The 19516-nt window shown below is 44.8% G+C and carries 15 protein-coding genes and 2 pseudogenes; 6 read left to right on the forward strand and 11 right to left on the reverse strand.

Translation table 11 applies throughout. From position 1 onward, the window contains the following. From MMY81_RS29820 to MMY81_RS29830, 3 genes are all read right to left on the reverse strand, one after another. Positions 1 to 475 (reverse strand): glycine betaine ABC transporter substrate-binding protein (locus MMY81_RS29820; RefSeq protein WP_274622848.1); only part of this gene is annotated, 475 nt, incomplete at its 3' end. 58 nt (positions 476 to 533) lie between these two features. Next, a complete protein-coding gene (locus MMY81_RS29825; RefSeq protein WP_252315680.1) occupies positions 534 to 1373 on the reverse strand; it encodes an ABC transporter permease in 840 nt (279 codons plus the stop codon). Then, entirely contained in the window at positions 1333 to 2562 is a 1230-nt protein-coding gene (locus MMY81_RS29830; RefSeq protein ID WP_252315681.1) for a quaternary amine ABC transporter ATP-binding protein, read from the reverse strand. Before MMY81_RS29830 ends, MMY81_RS29825 begins: the two co-directional genes overlap by 41 nt. A gap of 263 nt (positions 2563 to 2825) precedes the next feature. Here MMY81_RS29830 and MMY81_RS29835 point away from each other — a divergent pair, with 263 nt between their 5' ends. Next, on the forward strand, positions 2826 to 3377 hold the full coding sequence (locus tag MMY81_RS29835) for a GbsR/MarR family transcriptional regulator (protein ID WP_252315682.1): 552 nt from the start codon (positions 2826 to 2828) through the stop codon (positions 3375 to 3377). 58 nt (positions 3378 to 3435) lie between these two features. On the opposite strand, the gene MMY81_RS29840 is transcribed toward MMY81_RS29835, so the two are convergent. Continuing rightward, positions 3436 to 4470: an aldose epimerase family protein gene (locus tag MMY81_RS29840; protein ID WP_252315683.1), complete on the reverse strand. Its 1035-nt coding sequence runs from the start codon at positions 4468 to 4470 to the stop codon at positions 3436 to 3438. Between the two features lie 120 nt (positions 4471 to 4590). Here MMY81_RS29840 and MMY81_RS29845 point away from each other — a divergent pair, with 120 nt between their 5' ends. Next, entirely contained in the window at positions 4591 to 4920 is a 330-nt protein-coding gene (locus MMY81_RS29845; RefSeq protein WP_252315684.1) for a tRNA-binding protein, read from the forward strand. 15 nt (positions 4921 to 4935) lie between these two features. Further along, entirely contained in the window at positions 4936 to 5937 is a 1002-nt protein-coding gene (locus MMY81_RS29850; protein WP_252315685.1) for an LLM class flavin-dependent oxidoreductase, read from the forward strand. Between the two features lie 37 nt (positions 5938 to 5974). Here MMY81_RS29850 and MMY81_RS29855 read toward each other — a convergent pair whose 3' ends face one another. The 7 genes and pseudogenes from MMY81_RS29855 to MMY81_RS29885 form a co-directional block, all read right to left on the reverse strand. Further along, positions 5975 to 7810 (reverse strand): ABC transporter ATP-binding protein, encoded by a 1836-nt coding sequence (locus MMY81_RS29855; protein WP_252315686.1) that lies wholly within the window; start codon positions 7808 to 7810, stop codon positions 5975 to 5977. Further along, a pseudogene (locus tag MMY81_RS29860) lies at positions 7803 to 9532 on the reverse strand (ABC transporter ATP-binding protein). The gene MMY81_RS29855 and the pseudogene MMY81_RS29860 overlap by 8 nt, the downstream one beginning before the upstream one ends. Before the next feature lie 146 nt (positions 9533 to 9678). Further along, positions 9679 to 9888 (reverse strand): hypothetical protein, encoded by a 210-nt coding sequence (locus tag MMY81_RS29865; RefSeq protein WP_252315687.1) that lies wholly within the window; start codon positions 9886 to 9888, stop codon positions 9679 to 9681. Positions 9889 to 10154: 266 nt separating this feature from the next. Then, positions 10155 to 11093: an NADP-dependent oxidoreductase gene (locus MMY81_RS29870; RefSeq protein WP_252315688.1), complete on the reverse strand. Its 939-nt coding sequence runs from the start codon at positions 11091 to 11093 to the stop codon at positions 10155 to 10157. 16 nt (positions 11094 to 11109) lie between these two features. Further along, entirely contained in the window at positions 11110 to 12120 is a 1011-nt protein-coding gene (locus tag MMY81_RS29875) for a zinc-binding alcohol dehydrogenase family protein (RefSeq protein WP_252315689.1), read from the reverse strand. Between the two features lie 197 nt (positions 12121 to 12317). After that, positions 12318 to 13697, reverse strand: a complete 1380-nt coding sequence (locus tag MMY81_RS29880; RefSeq protein ID WP_252315690.1) for an FAD-dependent oxidoreductase — start codon at positions 13695 to 13697, stop codon at positions 12318 to 12320. Positions 13698 to 13868: 171 nt separating this feature from the next. Further along, on the reverse strand, positions 13869 to 14885 hold the full coding sequence (locus tag MMY81_RS29885; protein ID WP_252315691.1) for a zinc-binding alcohol dehydrogenase family protein: 1017 nt from the start codon (positions 14883 to 14885) through the stop codon (positions 13869 to 13871). A 199-nt stretch (positions 14886 to 15084) separates the two neighbouring features. Between MMY81_RS29885 and MMY81_RS29890 the strand changes: the two are divergent. The 3 genes and pseudogenes from MMY81_RS29890 to MMY81_RS34690 all read left to right on the forward strand — a co-directional run bounded on the left by MMY81_RS29890 (position 15085) and on the right by MMY81_RS34690 (position 19492). Beyond that, positions 15085 to 16103 (forward strand): annotated as a pseudogene (locus tag MMY81_RS29890) (FUSC family protein). Between the two features lie 443 nt (positions 16104 to 16546). Next, positions 16547 to 18055: a UDP-N-acetylmuramoyl-L-alanyl-D-glutamate--2,6-diaminopimelate ligase gene (locus MMY81_RS29895; protein WP_252315692.1), complete on the forward strand. Its 1509-nt coding sequence runs from the start codon at positions 16547 to 16549 to the stop codon at positions 18053 to 18055. A 246-nt stretch (positions 18056 to 18301) separates the two neighbouring features. After that, on the forward strand, positions 18302 to 19492 hold the full coding sequence (locus MMY81_RS34690; protein ID WP_252315693.1) for a helix-turn-helix domain-containing protein: 1191 nt from the start codon (positions 18302 to 18304) through the stop codon (positions 19490 to 19492). Positions 19493 to 19516 lie beyond the last annotated feature (24 nt).

Below are 19516 nucleotides of genomic sequence, written 5' to 3' on the forward strand. Positions count from 1 at the left end.
CATAGGCTTCCGGAGCATCTTCTTCCAATCCTTCACGTGCGATAGTATGAATATCTTCCGCTTCCCCAAAGGAGCCTTCCGGATCCTCTAAGTATTTCAAGTCATATACTGAAAACATCCAGTGAGGATTCCAGCCTGTAATAACGATTGGTTCTTCGTTGGAAATCGCATCATCCAATGCGCTTGTCATAGCGGCATCCGAGCTCGACTGCAGGTTCCAGTCATCAAGGCCGTAATCTTCTATAGACTGCTCGGCCGCAGCCATTACGCCTGCCCCGGCATCAATACCAGTGATGGTATAATCCATCTCTTCGCCGACATTGCCGCCTGCACTTTCTTCGCTGCTCTCTTCTCCGCCTTCTGAACCGGCTTCCTGCTCTTCTGCATCATCAGAGCCGCCGCCTCCACATGCAGCCAAAGCTACCGTTAAGGATAGACCTGCTGTTAAACCAACATACTTGAAGTTCTTTTTCATACCTTCATCCGCTCCCTTTTTGTTTTAATATATGTTTACTCCAAAAAATGGAGATAAACTACTGTTTAGCTTTTGATCCAAAGCTCTGCGTTAACCGGTCCAGAATGATGGCGAGTACTACAATGGCGATACCGGCTTCAAAACCGCCGCCTGCATCATTTCGTCCGACGGCAAAGTATACAGCCGTTCCAAGGCCCTGGGCCCCGATCATTGAAGCAATAACAACCATGGATAATGCAAGCATGATGGTCTGATTAATACCTGCCATGATAGTTGTTTTCGCCATCGGAAGCTGTACCTTGAAGAGCTTCTGCGATCCAGTGGATCCAAATGCGTCAGCTGCCTCAATCACTTCAGTCGATACCTGCCTGATACCGAGGTTCGTAAAACGAATGGTAGGAGGCATCGCAAAGATTACGGAAGCTACTACACCTGGTACCATACCTATTCCAAAGAAAGCTACTGCAGGAATAAGATAAACAAAGGCGGGCATCGTCTGCATAAAATCCAGAACAGGTTTTACTACGTTTTCCACCAATCCCTTTTTTGCCATCCAAATACCGATAGGCACCCCAATGACTATGGATATAATAGAAGCTGTAAGAACAATAGAAAGGGTTAATATCATGTCGTTCCAGAAACCGAGGTTATCTATTAAGAACAGTCCCAGCAGCACAAAGAGTGTTAATCCTATTTTCCTTCCCGCAAGAAAATAAGTAAGCAGTACAATAATAGCGAGAAGAAGCCAGGTTGGCGGAAGCGTGAATATTGCTTCGATCGAGCTGATAATCCAGCCAATCCCGCTGGTGAGAGAATCAAAGAAAAACTCAGCGTTTGTCAGCCATTCAACAAACGCATCAATCCATGCTGCCAGCGGCAGTTTCGGAAGTAGTTCCATGCTCGATTACCTCCCCGCCTGATAGTGCGGCCATAACCGAGCCACGGAACACTATGCCTTTTAATTTATTATCCTCTACGACAGCAAGAGGGATATTGGTATACGTAAGCATATTCATCATTTCTTTAAGTACGGCTCCTTTTTCAACAGTCGGCACATTTCTTTCAATAACTTCCTCCACGCTGTCTTTCCCTTCCTGCACTAAACGGGAGACATCTCTCGAGTGGACGACGCCAAGCAGTTCTTTTTGTTTATTTGTAACAAATATACTGGAAATATTACCTTCTTTCATACGCTGCAGTGCTACACGTGGTCCTTCTTTTTCTATGTTTATTGCTTCAGCACGGGACATTACGTGTTCAACCGTAAATACTTTTGAGCGGTCCACGTCTTCTACGAATTTCTCCACATAGTCATCTTTTGGATGCATAAGAATCTGCTCCGGCGTTCCTGTCTGGATTACCGCACCGTCTTTCATAATCATAATGCGGTCTCCGATCCGAAGTGCTTCATCTAGATCATGTGTAATAAAGATAATCGTTTTCTGCATTTTTCCCTGCAGATCGAGTAGCTCATCCTGCATATCTTTTCGAATAAGAGGATCGAGCGCGGAGAACGCTTCATCCATCAACAGCACATCCGGGTCATTGGCCAGCGCACGTGCAAGTCCAACCCGTTGCTGCATTCCGCCGGAAAGCTCGTCCGGATGCATGTTCTCATACCCCTGCAGACCTACAAGCTCCAGAGATTTACCGGCTTTTTCTTTTCGCTCTGCCGGATCCATGCCTTGAATTTCAAGACCATACTCTACATTGCTTTGAATTGTCCGGAATGGAAAAAGACCGAATTTTTGGAAAACCATGCTCATTTTTTTACGTCTTGCATCCCGAAGCGTTTTGTCATCCATCTTTGCCAGATCTTCTCCATCAATCCAGACGCTTCCGGTCGTTGGTTCAATTAAACGATTGAATAATCGCACCAGGGTGGATTTTCCACTTCCGGAAAGACCCATAATAACAAAAATTTCTCCCTCTTCTACTTCAAAAGAGGCTTTGTTCACTCCTACGGTATTCCCCGTCGCTTTTAAGATTTCATCTTTAGACATATTCTGGTCCAGAAGCTCCAGTGCTTTTTTCGGTTTTTTCCCGAATATCTTCGTAATTTCTTCTACTTTTATCTTTACTGCCATGATCTTTCCCTCTTTCCATCCAAGCCTGCGCCCTTTTTCATGCTTCTCTATTACTATACAATTGTAGGAAAAATGGCGCAAATCGGAAAACAGCGTATATAAGCTCATATTCTTTATAAAATATATACTGTACGCACTTTACATCTGTCCTATCACATGGATAATCCCTATATCCTGCTTTTCCCTGCTTATATCTCATTACCCCCTTTACAGGTTATCTGCTATTCTGAACGTAATGTGCAGTTTAATCAGGGAGTGTGTGTATGGATAAAAAAGGGGAGCTGCCGGCATTAACACAGCTGGAACAGATCAGACACCAGTTCATTTCAGTCATTGCTCAGAACATGGGGTTATATAATATATCAGAGACCAACGGCCGCCTTTACGGGACTGTTCTTTTTGCCGAGCGCCCGATGACGCTGGACGAGATGAGCGACGCCCTCAGCATGAGCAAAATGAGTATGAGTACGGGTATTCGTTCATTAATGGAAGCTTCCATGGTGGAAAGAGTATGGGAAAAAGGCGTCCGCAAGGATTTATACCAAACGGAACAGGACTGGTACAAGTCATTTACGTCTGTGTTTGTTACGCGCTGGAGGGAAGCTACAGATAATAATCACCAGGCAGCCCTCCAGGCATTGAAAGAACTGCGCAGACTGCTGCTTTTATGTGAACGCGAGGAGCACACCGAGATGATACATATGGATATAGATAAGCTTGAAGGGGCTGTAGAGTATTACGAATGGCTCGACGAAGTAATTCTCATCTTTGAAAGCGGTAAAATATTCGACTGGGTGCCGCGACGTCCTTCTTAACCTATTGGAAAATGCCGCAAAAAAACCGCAGCCCCTTAAGAGGACCTGCGGTTTAATCTTATTTTAGACGCGGAGCAAAGTGAAAGCTTGTGGACGCCTGATACGTTTCATCTTTTTTTAATTCGCAGGTTTTTCCCTGCTTCGAAAAGCCAGCAGGCAGACGCTGGGTTTCAATGCAAAGGCCGGCAAATGGAAAGGATGAGCCATTTTTCAGCTTCAAATCTTCCCCCATCTGGGATGCAGAGAAGATAACCGCTCCGGGCTCGGTTGTCTGCACAGTCATTTTGATTCCTGTATCTCCTGCAAATACGATATCTTCCTTTGTATTACCCCAGATGAAGAAATGATCCAGTCCCCGGCCGGCCAACAAAAGCTGCGGGTGATCATTTTTTTTCACCGCATTGATTGCTTCTCCCTGCTTCATTGGAAACAGATCTGCTGCGGGAAGTACTTCTCCTGTTGGAATCATTTCTCCATCCATTTCAAGCACTCCTTCCGCCGGACCTTTCAGCGTCTGATTCAAAACGGAGCTCTGCAGGTCTCCGCTTAAATTAAAATAGCTGTGGTTCGTTAGACTGACCAGTGTCGCTTGATCACTGGAGGCTTTATAGTCCATTGTCAGCTTGTCCTCTTCCAAAGTGTACGTAACCTTTACATTCAGCCGCCCTGGATATCCTTCTTCCCCGTCTTCTGATATATAGGAAAATACAACTGCCGGCTTTTTCTCGTCATCCTGAATGTCTACGTCCCAGAGTACGTCAGCAAATCCTGTTTCTCCCCCGTGTAAATGATGTTCCCCATGATTCTTCGTTAGAGAATACTTCTGTCCTTCCACTTTCGCCTCAGCGTTCGGTATTCTTCCTGCCACGCGGCCGACTACTGCTCCAAGTGCGTTTCCATCCGTTACATAATCAGCAGGGTCTTCATAGGCAAGAACCAGATTTTCTTCTTCCCCTTTTTCATTTTTTAAATAGATGCCGTTGATCCGGCACCCCAGATTCAATGCCGTTATTCGGAGTCTGCTGTCATTAGAGATTTCTATTTCCGTTAACGCCTTTCCAGAATACGTGCCAAGTTCTTTTTGTTTTATCATAATAATGTCTGCCTCCCGTTTTGGTTGTCCTGCCCCTTATTCCCATTTTGTTTCGGATTCATGCTTTTTTCTAAAAATCCGCTCCGGCTCGTGCTATACTTTTTCCAGGAGGCGATACCTATGGCGTCTGTAGATGACTTCAACGCACTTGATATACGCGCCGGCACCATCACTGCGTCCGAGAGCTTTCCCGAAGCAGTAAAGCCTGCTTATCAATTATGGATCGATTTCGGTGAAGAACTGGGCCGGAAAAAATCAAGCGCCCAGCTGACAGACCTTTATACAAAAGAAGAACTTATCGGAAAGCAGGTACTGGCGGTTGTTAATTTCCCTTCCCGCCGAATTGCCGGCTTCCGTTCCGAAGTACTCGTATTAGTGTTGTATTCAGAAGACGGTGTTATACTGATTCAGCCTGATAAACCAATCAATAATGGAAGTAAATTAGGATAGAAAGGTTGCGTTTTTTTGAAACTAAGTGTATTGGACCAGTCCCCTATTCCCTCCGGATCTGATGCTCATCAAGCACTTCTTCATACGAAAGAGCTTGCCCGGCATACAGAAAAACTTGGATATTCACGATTCTGGGTCGCTGAACATCATAGTACAAGCGGCCTGGCCGGCACATCGCCGGAAATATTAATTTCCCACCTGGCTTCCTGCACAAGCCGTATTCGTGTCGGTTCCGGCGGAGTATTGCTTCCGCAGTACAGCCCGTATAAAGTTGCCGAAAACTTTAAAATGCTCGAAGCATTATTTCCAGGCCGCATCGACCTCGGAGTCGGCCGCTCGCCAGGAGGCGGTCAGACGATACGTCTCGCCTTGACAGATGGCGTCAAGAAAAATTTAATTGAGTTTCCAAGGCTTCTGGCAGACCTGCAGGGATTTATCGACAGCAGCCTGCCAAGTGACCACCCTTATTCTTCTATAAAAGCTTCCCCTATGACAACTTTCCTTCCGGAAACATGGGTGCTTGGCCTCTCCACCCGTGGTGCCAAACACGCAGCAAGAAACAGTGCCGGCTTTACATACGGCCATTTTATTAACCCAACCCAGGGTGAGGATTCGGCGAAAGCATACAGGGAGAATTTTGTTCCGAGCGAACGGCTCCCTTCCCCGGCGGTTAATTTCTGCATTTTTGTTGTGTGTGCTCCGACTCAGGATGAAGCAGATAAGCTCGCATTGAGCCAGGACAGATGGCTTCTAAATGTAGAAAAAGGCACCAGTACAAAGCTGCCGTCCCCAGATGAACTGTTTCAGCAGCGCTTATCGGAGGATGATAAAAAGCGGATCAGGGAAAACCGTGCCCGGACTATTGTAGGTACGCCCCAATCCGTCAAAGCAAAGCTTGAAAAGCTGGCCGGCCAGTATCAGGCGGACGAGGCCCTTATTATTACTAACATTTACGATCATGAAGCCCGCCTGCGTTCGTACACCCTTCTTGCTGAAGCATTCGGCTTATCAGAATAGCAAAAAAACCCGGGACGCTTTTATGTGCTCCGGGTTTTCAGCTTACAACGTGTTCCATTTGACTGACCTGAAGCTTCTGGTAAAAACCTTTTTGCTTCATCAGCTCCTCATGTGATCCTTTTTCCGTAATAGAGCCGTCCTGAAGAACAATAATCTGGTCTGCCTGCTGAATCGTGTTCAGCCGGTGGGCAATAACGAAGCTCGTTCTGCCTTTTAACAGGCGCTCCAGTGCTTCCTGTATTTTTACTTCTGTAATAGTGTCCACGTTGCTCGTCGCCTCATCAAGGACGAGAATTTTCGGGTCAGCCAGCAGTGCCCGGGCAATCGAAATTAACTGTTTCTGCCCCTGGCTGATTCCCTCTCCGTCCTGCTGCAGAATCGTATCATACTGGTTAGGCAGCCGCTTAATAAAGCTATGGGCGTTTGCTTCTCTTGCAGCCTTTTCCACTTCTTCATCTGTCGCATCGAGACGGCCGTAGCGGATATTTTCCCGAAGAGAGCCCTGAAATAAAAAGGCTTCCTGAAGTACAAATCCCATCTGCTGCCGAAGATGAATCCTTGACGCTTTGTTAATGTCGACTCCATCAAGCGTAATCTGTCCTTCGCCCGGTTCATAGAAACGGGAGAGAAGCTGGATAAGGGTCGTTTTTCCTGCACCGGTAGGACCAACAAACGCCACCGTTTCTCCGGGACGCGCCTGCAGGCTGATATCTTTAATCGTCTGGCCGCTTTCTTTACTGTAGGCAAAGCTCACATGAGAAAAAGATACTTCTCCCTGAATTGTCTTCCACGGAGATTCTCCTGCCGGCTCTTCCTCTTTGTCTTCATCCATAATATCGAATACCCGCTCGGCTCCGGCCAGTGCAGACAAAATCGTATTGAATTGGTTCGCCAGGTCACTCAGCGGGCGCGTAAATTGACGCGCGTATTCGACGAATACAACAATAACACCTATCGTAATGACACCTTGAATGGCCAAAAAACCGCCGGCTCCGGCTATTAAAGCAAAGCTGACATTGTTAAGAGTATTCATCAGCTTTGGAATAAATCCCGAAATCGTCTGCGCCCAAAAGCCTGCCTGCTTTAACTCCACGCTTTTATGCTGAAACTCCTCCAGCACTCTTGGCTCCTGGGAAAACGATTTGATCATGCGCTGGCCGGACATCGTTTCCTGAATATATCCATTAAGATCTCCGAGCCTGCGCTGCTGGGCCTTAAATAAAATTCTCGTCCGTTTCGTAATCCACTTCAACCCGAGTGCCATCAATGGAACTATAGTAAGCGTAATAGCTGTCAACAGAGGGCTGAGCCAGATCATAACAGCAAACGTGCCGATCAGCGTCAGCAGGCTTGTAAATACTTGAATAATGGAACTGTTTAATGTCGTGCTGATATTATCCATATCATTGGTCACACGGCTCATTAAATCCCCGTGCTGTCTATTATCGAAAAACGGAATCGGCAGATCATGCAGATGGTGAAACAGATCCTGGCGCATTTGAAAAACCGCTTCCTGCGCAACGCTTATCATCATAAACTGTTGAATGAGCACCGTAACCGAGTGCAGAATATAAACAACAGCGAGCGTCAGGAGAAACACGCCGACGACCGAGGCATCCTGCGAAACAATAAAACGGTCAATACCAATCCCGACGAGCAGCGGACCAAGCAGAGCAAGAGCGGAACTCAAAGCAATCATAATGATAATAACGACAATCTTCCACTTTTTAACCGTTAAGTATGCCCACAATCTCTTAAGCGTCTGCCGCCAGTTCTGCACTTTCGGACGATCGGCCCTTGGGGCATATTCCTCGTACATGGCTCCAAGCTTTTTCCTGGAGTAGGTAAACGGGTCTTTTATCTGCTTAAACATAAGACGCCGACCCCTTTCCAAGCTGCGACTCTGTAATTTTCCGGTACAGTTCGGATTGTTTTAACAGCTCTTCGTGCGTTCCCTGCGCAGAGATCGTACCGTCCTCCAGCAGAAAGACTCTGTCTGCGTTCATCGCTGTACTGATTTTCTGTGTAATAAGCAGAGTCGTACACGCATATTCCTGAAGAGCTCCGATGAGCTTTTTTTCCGTGCCCGCATCGAGAGCGCTTGTACTGTCATCGAGCAGTAAAATTGCCGGCTCCCTTACAAAGGCACGCGCAATCGACACCCGCTGCTTCTGTCCCCCTGATAAGTTAACGCCTTTCTGGCCGACTCTTGTCTGATATCCATCAGGCAGCTCGGCGATCATATCGTGGATCTGGGCACGTTTTGCTGCTTTTTCAATCTCTTCATCGGTGGCATTTTCTTTGCCCCATTCAATATTTTCCCTCATAGTGCCTGTAAATAAAAATGGCTCCTGCGGAACATATCCTACGTGCTGACGCAGGTCAGCCGTATCTATGTCACTTATGTTTTTGCCGTCCAGCCTTATTGTGCCGGAATCAGCTTCATACAGCTTGGGAATCAGCTGAAACAAAGAGGTCTTGCCGGAACCGGTAGCACCGAGAATGGCTATTCTCTCTCCGGCTTTTATATCAAAATTCACATTTCCAACACAGGCATCTCCGTGTCCGGATAGTGAAACCAAACGTTTTCAAAAGTGAGTCTTCCACTGACCGCAGAAGGCGCCGACGTCCGTTTCGTATCCGCAAAGGGCTTCGTTTCGGTATCAAGCACTTCTCCAATCCGTACCGAAGAGGCTCTTGCTCTGGAGACCATCATAATAATCCAGCCGAAAATAGAAAGAGCTCCCGTCATTCTTGTGGCGTAGTTAACCAAAGCGACAATTTCACCGGTAGTCGCCCCGCCGGCCTGAACTTGTATATTTCCAAACCATAGAACTCCGATAATCGTGGCATTCATAATCAATAGAATAACCGGCATCGTTAATTCAGCCATCCGCAGCGCCGATACAGTTTGAAAACGCAGGTCTTTTGCCGAGTCGGTAAAATGGCCTTTTTCCACATTTTGTCTTAAAAACACCCGGATCAGGCGGATACGTGACAAATTATCCTGCATCACCCGGTTTACGGTATCAAGCTTTGCCTGGACCGACCGGAACATAGTATCCGCCCGCTGCATCACCCAGAAAAGAAACCCCAGAATAATTGGAACCGTAATTAAAAAAAGCATGCCCAGCTGCCAGTTTACGACCAGCGCCATAACCACACTTCCTGCGACAAGAAGCGGGGCACGAAGAAAAAAGCGCAGGCTCATAAAAATAGTTTGTTGAATAGAAGTAACATCATTGGTCATTCTCGTTAAAAGCGTTGATGTCTGAAAAGCTGCGAAGTGGGAGAAAGAAAAGGCCTGGACTTTATGATATACCCGGCTTCGGATATCCAGTCCGGCACTCTGACTAATATGAGCTGCGTAAAAAGAACTGACAATACCTCCTGCGAAGGCTACCAATGACATCCCGACCAAAAGACCTCCGAGCTGAAATACGACACCAAGATCTTCCTGCATGACTCCTTCATCAATAATTCTAGCTATGATAAATGGCTGCAGCAGTTCCACGGACAGTTCTACCAGCATGACAAACAAAGCAATAGCCACGCCTATTTTATAAGGCTTTAGAAACGTCAGAATTCTGCGCACTTTTCTTCCTCCCTTCTATTATTTATTCTCTTCGAGTGTCTAAGTATTTTACCATACCCATTCCCTTCGCTCAAAAGCAGAGACCTGTGCTTTTTTTCTTCGTAAAAAAAGCAGAATCCGGGATACGGATTCTGCCTGGCACGTGCTTATTTCATCATGTCTTCGCGTACCTTTTTTTCTACTTCTCCTGCAGGACCATAACACTGTTCCGATTCGTTCCACGACATCTTTATTTCATTTACGATTTTTTTTGTATCAATCGTATTATCTGTGTGCTTTTCAAAAAACTTAATGTGCTCCTGCGCCGGAATCTCTTCATTTGCATACATTTGTTTAATAATTCCGTTGTATACCACAGGTGGAGAGTACTTCGATCATGTCTTCGATTGATTTCTGATCATCGTCTTCGGAGAAATACACTTCCAGCTTGGCATCTTCATCCATTGTGTAATCTTCTCCGACTCTTACCTCCACTGGTACATAATTGACAACGGACCTGGCCGTCCATTTCTTTTTTTGCTTTCGGTTTCACAAACGGAAAACTGCACGTAATGACACCTTCTGCATTTTTGTTCTTATCCAGTCCAAACATGGAACCCCTCCTAGTAGTAGTAACACACTTTTATTTCTGGTTGTTTAGAACAAGCTTGCCGCGGACATGGCCGTCCTGGCTGGACTGATGAGCCTGCTTTACTCCTTCAGCGGTCAACGGCAGCACCTCAGTTACAACCGGAACGATCATATCAAGCTGAAGCAGTGCAGCAATCTCCTGAAGCTGTCTGCCGCTGGCTTGAATAGAATGATACGCCGTACGGATGTTTCGGCTCCGGGCAGCCTCCGTATCCGGATTTCCAGCAACGGAAACAATAAGCCCGCCTTCTTTTAAAGCAGGAAGCGCTTTTTCTGCCGTCGGACCGCCAACGAGGTCAAATATTAAGTCAACATCGTTTAACAGATCAGCAGGATTATCTGACTTATAGTCGATAGGGAGGTCTGCACCTATCGATTTTAAAAATCCTTGATTTTCCTCACTTGCCGTAGCGGCCACATAAGCGCCTTTATGCTTGGCTATCTGAACAGCAAAGGTTCCTACTCCGCCGGCTCCGCCGAGAATCAATACATTATTGCCGTCCTGAACATCTGCTACATCATTGAGCACCTGCCATGCGGTAAGGCAGGCAAGCGGTACAGAAGCGGCTTCCGAGAAGCTCAGACGTTCTGGAATTTTAGCCAGCTTTTCTTCTTCTATACACGTATAATCTGCATAGGTTCCGCTTTCATTGGTTTCGGTTTTAGCAAATACAGCATCACCTTTTTTGAAAGCAGATACACCGCTGCCCGTTTCTACAATTACTCCGGCTGCATCCCATCCTAAAATAGCCGGAAATCGAAGAGGGAGCCTGTCTTTTAAATATCCCTCTCTTACTTTCCAATCAAGCGGATTAACAGACGCTGCTTTCACTTCAATCAATACCTGGCCTGCTTTTGGCACCGGCTTGTCCATCTCTACCTCTTTAAATTCATTTTCGTTTCCATACTGCTCAATTACGATGGCTTTCATATCCCGTGCCCTCCTTCTAGTCTTCTGCTATCACTACTTTTCCAATCATTCTTCCTGATTCTACTTTTTCGTGGCCTTCTCTGATGTGTTCAGCGTCTATAGGAGAAAGAGTTTCCGTTAAAGTGGAGCGAAGCACCCCTTTATCCATCATTTCACCGGCTTCGTTTAGAATACGGTGCTGTTCCCGTACATCATCAGTCATATAAGAAGAGCGTGTGAACATAAACTCCCAGACAAAGGCTGCGCTTTTGTGCTGAAGCAGAGTCAGATTGAGCTTCTCTTCTGTTTCTACAATCGAGCAGATTATTCCTTGAGGACTTACGATTTCTGCCATGTCTTCCCAGTGTCCCGCGGTATCATTCAGGCAGAAAATATAAGGTACATCCGGAAAACCTGCCTGCTGGAGCTGCGGAAGAAGTTCTTCTTTATGGTTAATAATGTGGTCTGCGCCCAATTCTCTGCACCAGTCTGCGGATTGTTCACGCGAAGCAGTAGCAATCACTTCCAATCCGGCAAGCTTTGCCAGCTGGATTGCTACAGAACCTACGCCTCCGGCTCCTCCCAGAATCAGCACCGGCTTACGCTTATCTTTTTCACTTGAAATGCCCATCCGCTCAAACAGGCCTTCCCATGCCGTAAGCGTCGTTAGAGGCATGGCGGCACTCTCTGCAAAGCTGAGGCTTTTTGGTTTTCTGCCAACTATCCGCTCGTCAACCAGGTGAAATTCGCTGTTTGTACCAGGTCTGCTTACATCCCCGGCATAATACACTTCATCGCCCGGTTTAAAAAGCTGGCAGCGTTCACCCACCTCTTCTACGACGCCGGCCGCATCAAATCCAAGAACCTGTGCTTCACTGGTCTTTTCTTCACCCGACATTCTGACTTTGGTATCCACCGGATTAACAGATACTGCTTTTACCCGAACGAGGATATCGTGATCCTCGGCTGTCGGTTTATCTTTTGTTATATTTTGCAGGCTTTTATTGTTATCAATAGAAAGAGATTCAAAAAATCCAACTGCTTTCATGGTGTACATCCTTTCTTTTATGCGTGATTCCAGTGTGTTTCATTTGTTCATCTTAAATAATTTACCTTTTTTTCTGGTGGTTGAAACCTTAATGACTATTCTTTACAGTATGAATTTTTATACTGCCTTTATTTGGACATAAATAAAAGCACGGCCGGAAGCCGTGCTTTTTCATCACTAATTTAATCAAGCCGCTCTTATACTGCGGTCTGGACTGTTTTTTGTAAAGATGCATGTGCCTTTATATCTTTCATTGCCTGCAGACCCGCCATGTTTAAATAATTCCATGGCTTATTAAAGTGCGGCTGAAAAAAGAAATCGTTCATCGCCAGCTGCTCTACCGTCATTCTCTCTTGAATCGCCACGCTCAGCGTATTGATGGACTGGGTAAAATCTGCTTCGGAGATAACCTGTGCTCCAAGCAGCCGGTGCGTATCCATGTCATACACAATTTTCAGCTTAATCGTTGCGTTGTCCGGCATAAACGCCGGCCTGTAATCATCTTCTACCAGCGCCGCGCCCGTATGAAACCCAGCCTGTTTTGCTGCCATTTCTGTCAGGCCGGTGGATGCCATTTGATGCTCATAAATTTTCAGACCGGAAGTACCCTGGGTGCCGGGGTGGGCCAGTACAGGAGCTTCGAGGTTGTGCGCAACAAGTGTACCCATGCGGACTGCATTCGTAGCAAGAGGAATATAGGCATTGCCCCCTGTTGGGTTATACGGTACCGTGCAGCAGTCTCCTGCAGCAAACACGTCCGGCTGGCTGGTCTGCATATATTCATCTACTATAATCGCACCGTTGTCGAGCATATCTACTTCTCCCTGGAACAAATCCGTGTTCGGACGAAAGCCAATACACATAACGACCATATCCGTATCGTATTCTCCGTTGGATGTCAGCACTTTCCGTACTGTTCCTTCTTCTCCTTTGAACTCGCGGACCGTTTCCCCGAGGACCATGTTGACTCCGCGCGCTTCTAAAGAATTTTGTACAGGAGCGGTAAATTCAGGATCCAGATATTTATTTAGAATTCTCGTTTCTCCGTCAATGAGAGTTACTTTTTTACCGGCTTCTTCAAATGCTTCTACAAGCTCAATACCAATATAGCCGGCTCCGACAACAGTAATGTTTTCGGCGTGCTCTGCTTGTTTAATGATGTGTTTTGCATGATTAAAGTTTTTACAAAGCATAATGTTATCCAGCTCCCGGCCCGGAATCGGCGGGGTGATCGGCCATGATCCTGTTGTAATCACAAGCTTATCAAACGGGTATTCTGTCTCTTCATTTGTCTGAAGGTTTTTGGCGAGAAGGGTTTTGTTAGCCGTATCCGCGTCAAGCACTTCATGCTCAAGATGCATATGAACACCCAGTTCTTCCATTCCTTCTGGTGATGCATAAAATAGTCCGTCCGGGTCATTTACCACTCCGCCCACGTATAAAGCAATACCGCAGGATAGAAAAGATATATTGTCATTTTTCTCAAACACATGAATATCAGCATCCGGGTACATTTCGATCATATTGGTAATAGCTGCTGTGCCCGCGTGGGTGCAGCCAATAACTGCTATTTTCATCGTAGTTCCTCCTGTTGTGAATGTTTTCACATATATTGTGAAATGATTCACATTTATTTGTTAACCCTAGTATAGTACGCTTCTATTTGTTCTGCAAGCTTTTGTGAATGTTTTCACATAAAGTTCACAGACAGAAAAAACCGCAGCCTCATCCATGCCGCGGTCCCTTCTTTACTGTACTTCTATAACAATTTTGCCTATCATTTTTCCAGACTCTACCTTCTTGTGAGCCTCTTTAACCGTGGTGGCTTCAAGTGGAGACAGCGTCTCTGTCAGCGTCGTCTGCAGCGCCTCTTTATCGAGAAGTTCGCTGACTTCTGTAAGCAGACGGTGCTGAGCGATCATGTCATCTGTCTGATGCATCGGTCTTGTGAACATATACTCCCAGGCAAACGTAACGCTTTTGTGCTGCAGCTGGGAAAGGTCAAGCGCTTCCTTCGAACCAACGATAGAGCATATTTTCCCCTGAGGAGCGATAGAATCCACCATGTTCTTCCAGTGGTAGGCGGTATCATTCAGGCAGAAGATATAGGGGACGCTTTCAAAATCGAGAGTTTCCAGCTGAGGCAGGATCGGTTCGCGGTGATTGATTACTTCATCTGCTCCCATTTTTCTGCACCACTCTTCTGTCTCCGGTCTTGATGCAGTAGCAATAACGTGAAGTCCGGCCCATTTGGCCAGCTGGATCGCAATAGACCCTACTCCTCCTGCACCGCCAATAATTAAAATAGACTTATACTGATCCTTCTCTGAACTTATACCAAGCCGGGTAAACATGCCTTCCCAGGCGGTGATGGCAGTCAGTGGAACAGCTGCACTCTCGGCAAAACTGAGCTGTCTTGGCTTTTTGCCGACAATTCGCTCATCGACGATATGTTTTTCCCCATAGGCTCCAGGGCGTGACTTATCTCCGGCATAGAACACTTCATCGCCCGGCTTAAAAACCTGGCAGTGCTCTCCGACAGATTCTACTATACCCGAGGCATCCCATCCAATAATCTGCGGCTCTTCTTCTGTAACCTCCGGCCCTTTGGACATTCGCGTTTTTGTATCTACTGGGTTCACAGAAACTGCTTTCACACGAACAACAAGATCGTGTGTCCCCGGCACCGGATCCGGAACCTCCACATTTAAAAAACTATCTTTTTCTTCTATTGGAAGATATTGATAAAACCCTACTGCTTTCATAGATGCTCCTCCTCTAAGTTAATTTACTGGAACCATTCTTTTCTTGTTTCAGCGTACCTTACTTAACAACATTCCGAAACCGTTTTCCCTGAAGCACCGAGACATCTCTATTTCTTTCCTTTATACTGGAAAAGATATTCGTGCAGGAAGGCGTTTTACAATGATAAAAAAATGGGTTTCCAAAATAAGAGGGGAGCGGATGATAAAAACAGCACTCGCCGTTTTTATCACAGTCCTTATCTGCGGTTTTTTTAATCTGCCGCCCGCTTTTGCTGTTATCGCTGCCATCGTAACACTCGAGCCAACAGCGGCTGACAGTGTTCAAAAAGGATTGCAGCGCTTCCCCGCTACTTTAATAGGCACCGCCTTATCGTTAGGATCTTTATTTTATTCGGTCAGACTGCGCTGGCATTCACTCTGGCCGCTGTATTGACGATTTACATATGTTATAAACTGCGTCTTGAAGCTGGAATTCTCGTGGCTACTCTTACAGCTGTATTAATGATTCCTGTCGCAGAAGCACCGTACCTCATTGAATTTATCCAGCGGGCCGGCACGACACTTATTGGGATCAGCGTTTCTACGATCGTTAATCTTATGATTCTCCCACCCCATTTTTCCAGAATGGTGGCTGAAAAAAATGAGGTTCTGTTTTCTCAGTCCGGCCGGCTGCTGCTTGAGAAAATAGCTGAAATTGTAGAAAGCGGCGAATCCAGGAATTACACAAGAAAACGTTTTTCTGATATGCAGAGGCAGCTTAATGCTTCGATTGAACTTATTTCCCATCAGAAAAAAGAGTGGAAATACCATCGCTACAGCGACAAAGATATGATGTTTTTTACATATCAAAAAGAACAGCTGTATGCGCTGGAACGAATTATTTACCATACGCATAGTTTATTTATGGTTAAAGACGATGACTTTATTCTATTTCCAGAAAAGCAGGAAGTCGTCAGCCGGGCTGCTCACTCCATCGCAAACGTCCTTGAGCAGAAAAGCAGGAGCATCCCGATGTCACATTATACCATCATCGAACAGCTCGACCAGACGTTTCGCCAGGTACAGCTTGAATGGCCGGAAACAAATGAGTCCGCCTACCACCATCACTTTTCCGGTGAAGTAATTATTTTATATGTACTGCTTTCCATTCACGATGTACTCGAAGAACTCGAACAAATTCACGAGCAGTATGACCGGGAACTGCCTGATTCATATTAATACCAGCCATTAGCTGTATGGACAAATCAATAGATTTACGGCTGGTCTTTTTTGTGTGAAATACTCCTTTGCTCCCTGCTCAGCTTTTCGTTTTTGTTTATCTACATGCTCTTTTTATACCTAAGTCCTGCTCTTTTGTAAACTTTATGTGAAAAAAGGTGATTTATCAGCAAAAAATCCTTACTTTTAATCATTGGATTATTATTAGGATAGCGTTTTATACTTAGGAAAGCTGGTTTATGTTGAGCGTGTGTCGGTCTAATCTCCTGTTTTTTTGTATAACCTTTCTAAAACGTTTTTACAAGGTCAGGACAGGGTATTTAGTATATAAAAACAATTTATACATATTAAGTGATCCGATCGTTCTTTATTTTCGTATACATTATTTGTACACCAGGAAAGTGCTTAAAAAAGCACGTTATTTCATAAAAGGAGTCGTGACTATGCTTTTCTCATTAACAACTGCACAGCAGCACCTATCTATTACGTCTATATGGGGACCAGAACAGACGGAGGTCGACTCCCTGTGCTATAACTCTTCGGATGCCGGAAAAAATTCTGCTTTCTTTTGTATTATTGGATCTCAGGCAGATGGTCATGAGTATGCCCGGGAAGCCATTAAAAATGGTGCATCTATGATTGTCGGTTCAAACAAACCTTTTTTGGAGAAATTAACCGCTCATTATCCATCTGTTACCTTTCTGCATGTAGCTGATTCGAAAATTGCAATGGCAGAATTTTCAATATTTTTCCATAATTTCGTGCATCATTCATTGAAAACAATAGGCGTTACAGGAACAAATGGCAAAACAACCGTAACTGCCTATACACGGACTCTGCTCAATCGATTAAATGTACCTACCGGCATTATGGGAACAGCCGGAATGTGGGACCATCAAAGTAAACTTACTTTTAAACAAACAACGCCTACCACCCCGGAAGCGCCCGATCTGCATGCAATTTTCGAAAGAATATATCAGAACGGGGCAAAGGCTGTTTCTCTTGAAGCCACTTCTATTGCTATCGAACAGCAGCGGCTTCACGGCATTATGTTCGATGTTGGTATTCATACGAACCTGTCACCCGAGCATCTGGATTTTCATGAAACGATGGATCATTATAAGCAATCCAAGCTTAAATTATTCCTCCAATCCAAACAGGCAGTAGTAAACCTTGATGACGAAGGAATGGCTGATGATATTCTGGCTGTATTTAAAGGACCTCTATTAACGTACAGCATTGAAAAAAAAGCTGATATCTATGCCGAACAAATCGTTCCAGATGAAACCGGCACATCATTGACTATTGTCACGCAGCATAACCGGTATGACATTCATGTTCCGGTTTTCGGCTCTTACAATATTTCCAACCTGCTGGCTTCGTTCTGCGCCTGTATGCACTTGGGCATGGAAGAAGAGCATATTATTGCCCAGCTTCCATTTATTGAAGGGCCCGAGGGACGGTTCCAGGTCATTGACCATTATCCGCGCTACAAAATCATTCTTGATTATGCCCATACGCCTGATGCACTTGAATTAGTGATTGAAGCTGCCAAAAAACTGAAACACCGCAGGCTTATTTTGATGCTTACCGGTATCGGTCTAAGAGACCCTCTAAAAAGACCAAAAATGGCAAAAGCCGCGGAAGGCAAAGCAGATGCATTTGTAGTCAGTGTCGATCATCCAGGTTTTGTGGATCGGGAAAAAGTGGCCGATGATGTCGTATCCGGATTCAGCGATCCACATGCACCGAATGTTTACAAAGAACCTCTCCGGGAACATGCGATTCACCGCTCCCTATCGCTTTCAGAAGAAGGGGATCTGGTACTTATTACTGGATTAGGCTTTGGTGGTTACCAGCATGTCAATGGAGAGCAGGTACCTTACGATGAGCTGCAGGTTATTCAGGACTTTTTTGACAAAGAAAAAGCGCAGAATATTGTATCAAGCTGATAAATGAATACTATTATATTTTTTATCGATAGAAAAGGACTGTCCGAGTATTACAGACAGTCCTTTTTTTATGCCGATATATTACATATTAAGTAACTATTGGTATTTAGTAGAAAATAAGGTACAATTAAACTAGATCTTTAGTCTCGTTACTCTTGTAATTAACCGTACCATATTCAGAATATTCCCTTTATTAACATTCTAAGATTTTTATAAATATATAAATATTTTGTAAGGAGGAGTATAGTGAATCCACCTGGGATATCTTCATACCTTCAACCTATTGCAAAACAGCTGACATTCTTTCATTACACCACCCGGCTCCCCATATATTTATTTAATCGCAAAGGTGAGAAACGGTTTGCAAGACCTGCCGCCTGTCCATCGTATATATTTGACCATTCTTCTCTTCAGCGGCGTTTGATCGAAGATCCCTTATTAAATAATTTATCCAGCGTCCAATTACTATCAGATGCCGACAGTCTCCATTTTATTGTAACCAAATACTCATCACACGAAGAGGAATGGATAGTAGTTGGTCCTTTTCTATTAGAAGAAGCTGGTTCAGAAACAAGGCAAACAGGTCTAATGCCAAAAGATAAAGCAGTGCCTAATTCTGATCTTCTCAAATGCACACCAAAACAGGTTAATTATTTAAAAGATATGCTGCTTCTGATTAAAAGAAATGCCTATCTCCCAGCGAATGACAAAGGTACTGGTTTTAAAGAAGATATCATGCCGGAGGATCAAATATTTCAGCAGGATGAGAACTATACGCCCTTTCCTTTTAAGCTCGAACAGCAGTTTCTACATTTATTAAGTATAGGAGATGACCAGGTACTGGATCTGATGGCCGCATTTGACCGTTACCATTTGCTCACATTGGCAAACACTCCTGTGCGTTCCATCAAAAATAACCTAATTGTATTTGTTAATACTATTGTCCGAACAGCTGTTGAAGCTGGCCTTGATCCTCTACAAACAATAAAATTGGGCGAATCGATGATTAAAAATATAGAAGTCCAAAAAAATATTGAAAACCCTCAGGTCCGGCAGGCACTCGAACAGCAGATGTTAAAAACCATACTGTTAAGAATTAAACGTCATCTCTCTATGGACTACACCCGAATGACTCAGATGATCATAGAGTATATTGAAAAACATCTTCATGAGAATGTATCTTTAAAACACATTGCAGCACACTGTAACCGCCATCCTAACTATCTGTCTACTACTTTTAAGAAAGATACCGGCTATTCTATCCAGGAATTTCTATTAAATAAAAGAATAAATAAAGCCAAACATTTTCTCAGGCATTCCACGTACTCCATTTTGGATATTTCGTATTACTGCGGTTTCCAAAGCCAAAGTTATTTTACGTATCAATTTAAAAAAATCACTAGTCAGACCCCCAACGAATTTCGAAATGGCGGTTAATTTCAGGCCTTTTTGTTCTCTTGA

The sequence above is a fragment of the Sinobaca sp. H24 genome (assembly GCF_023845525.1).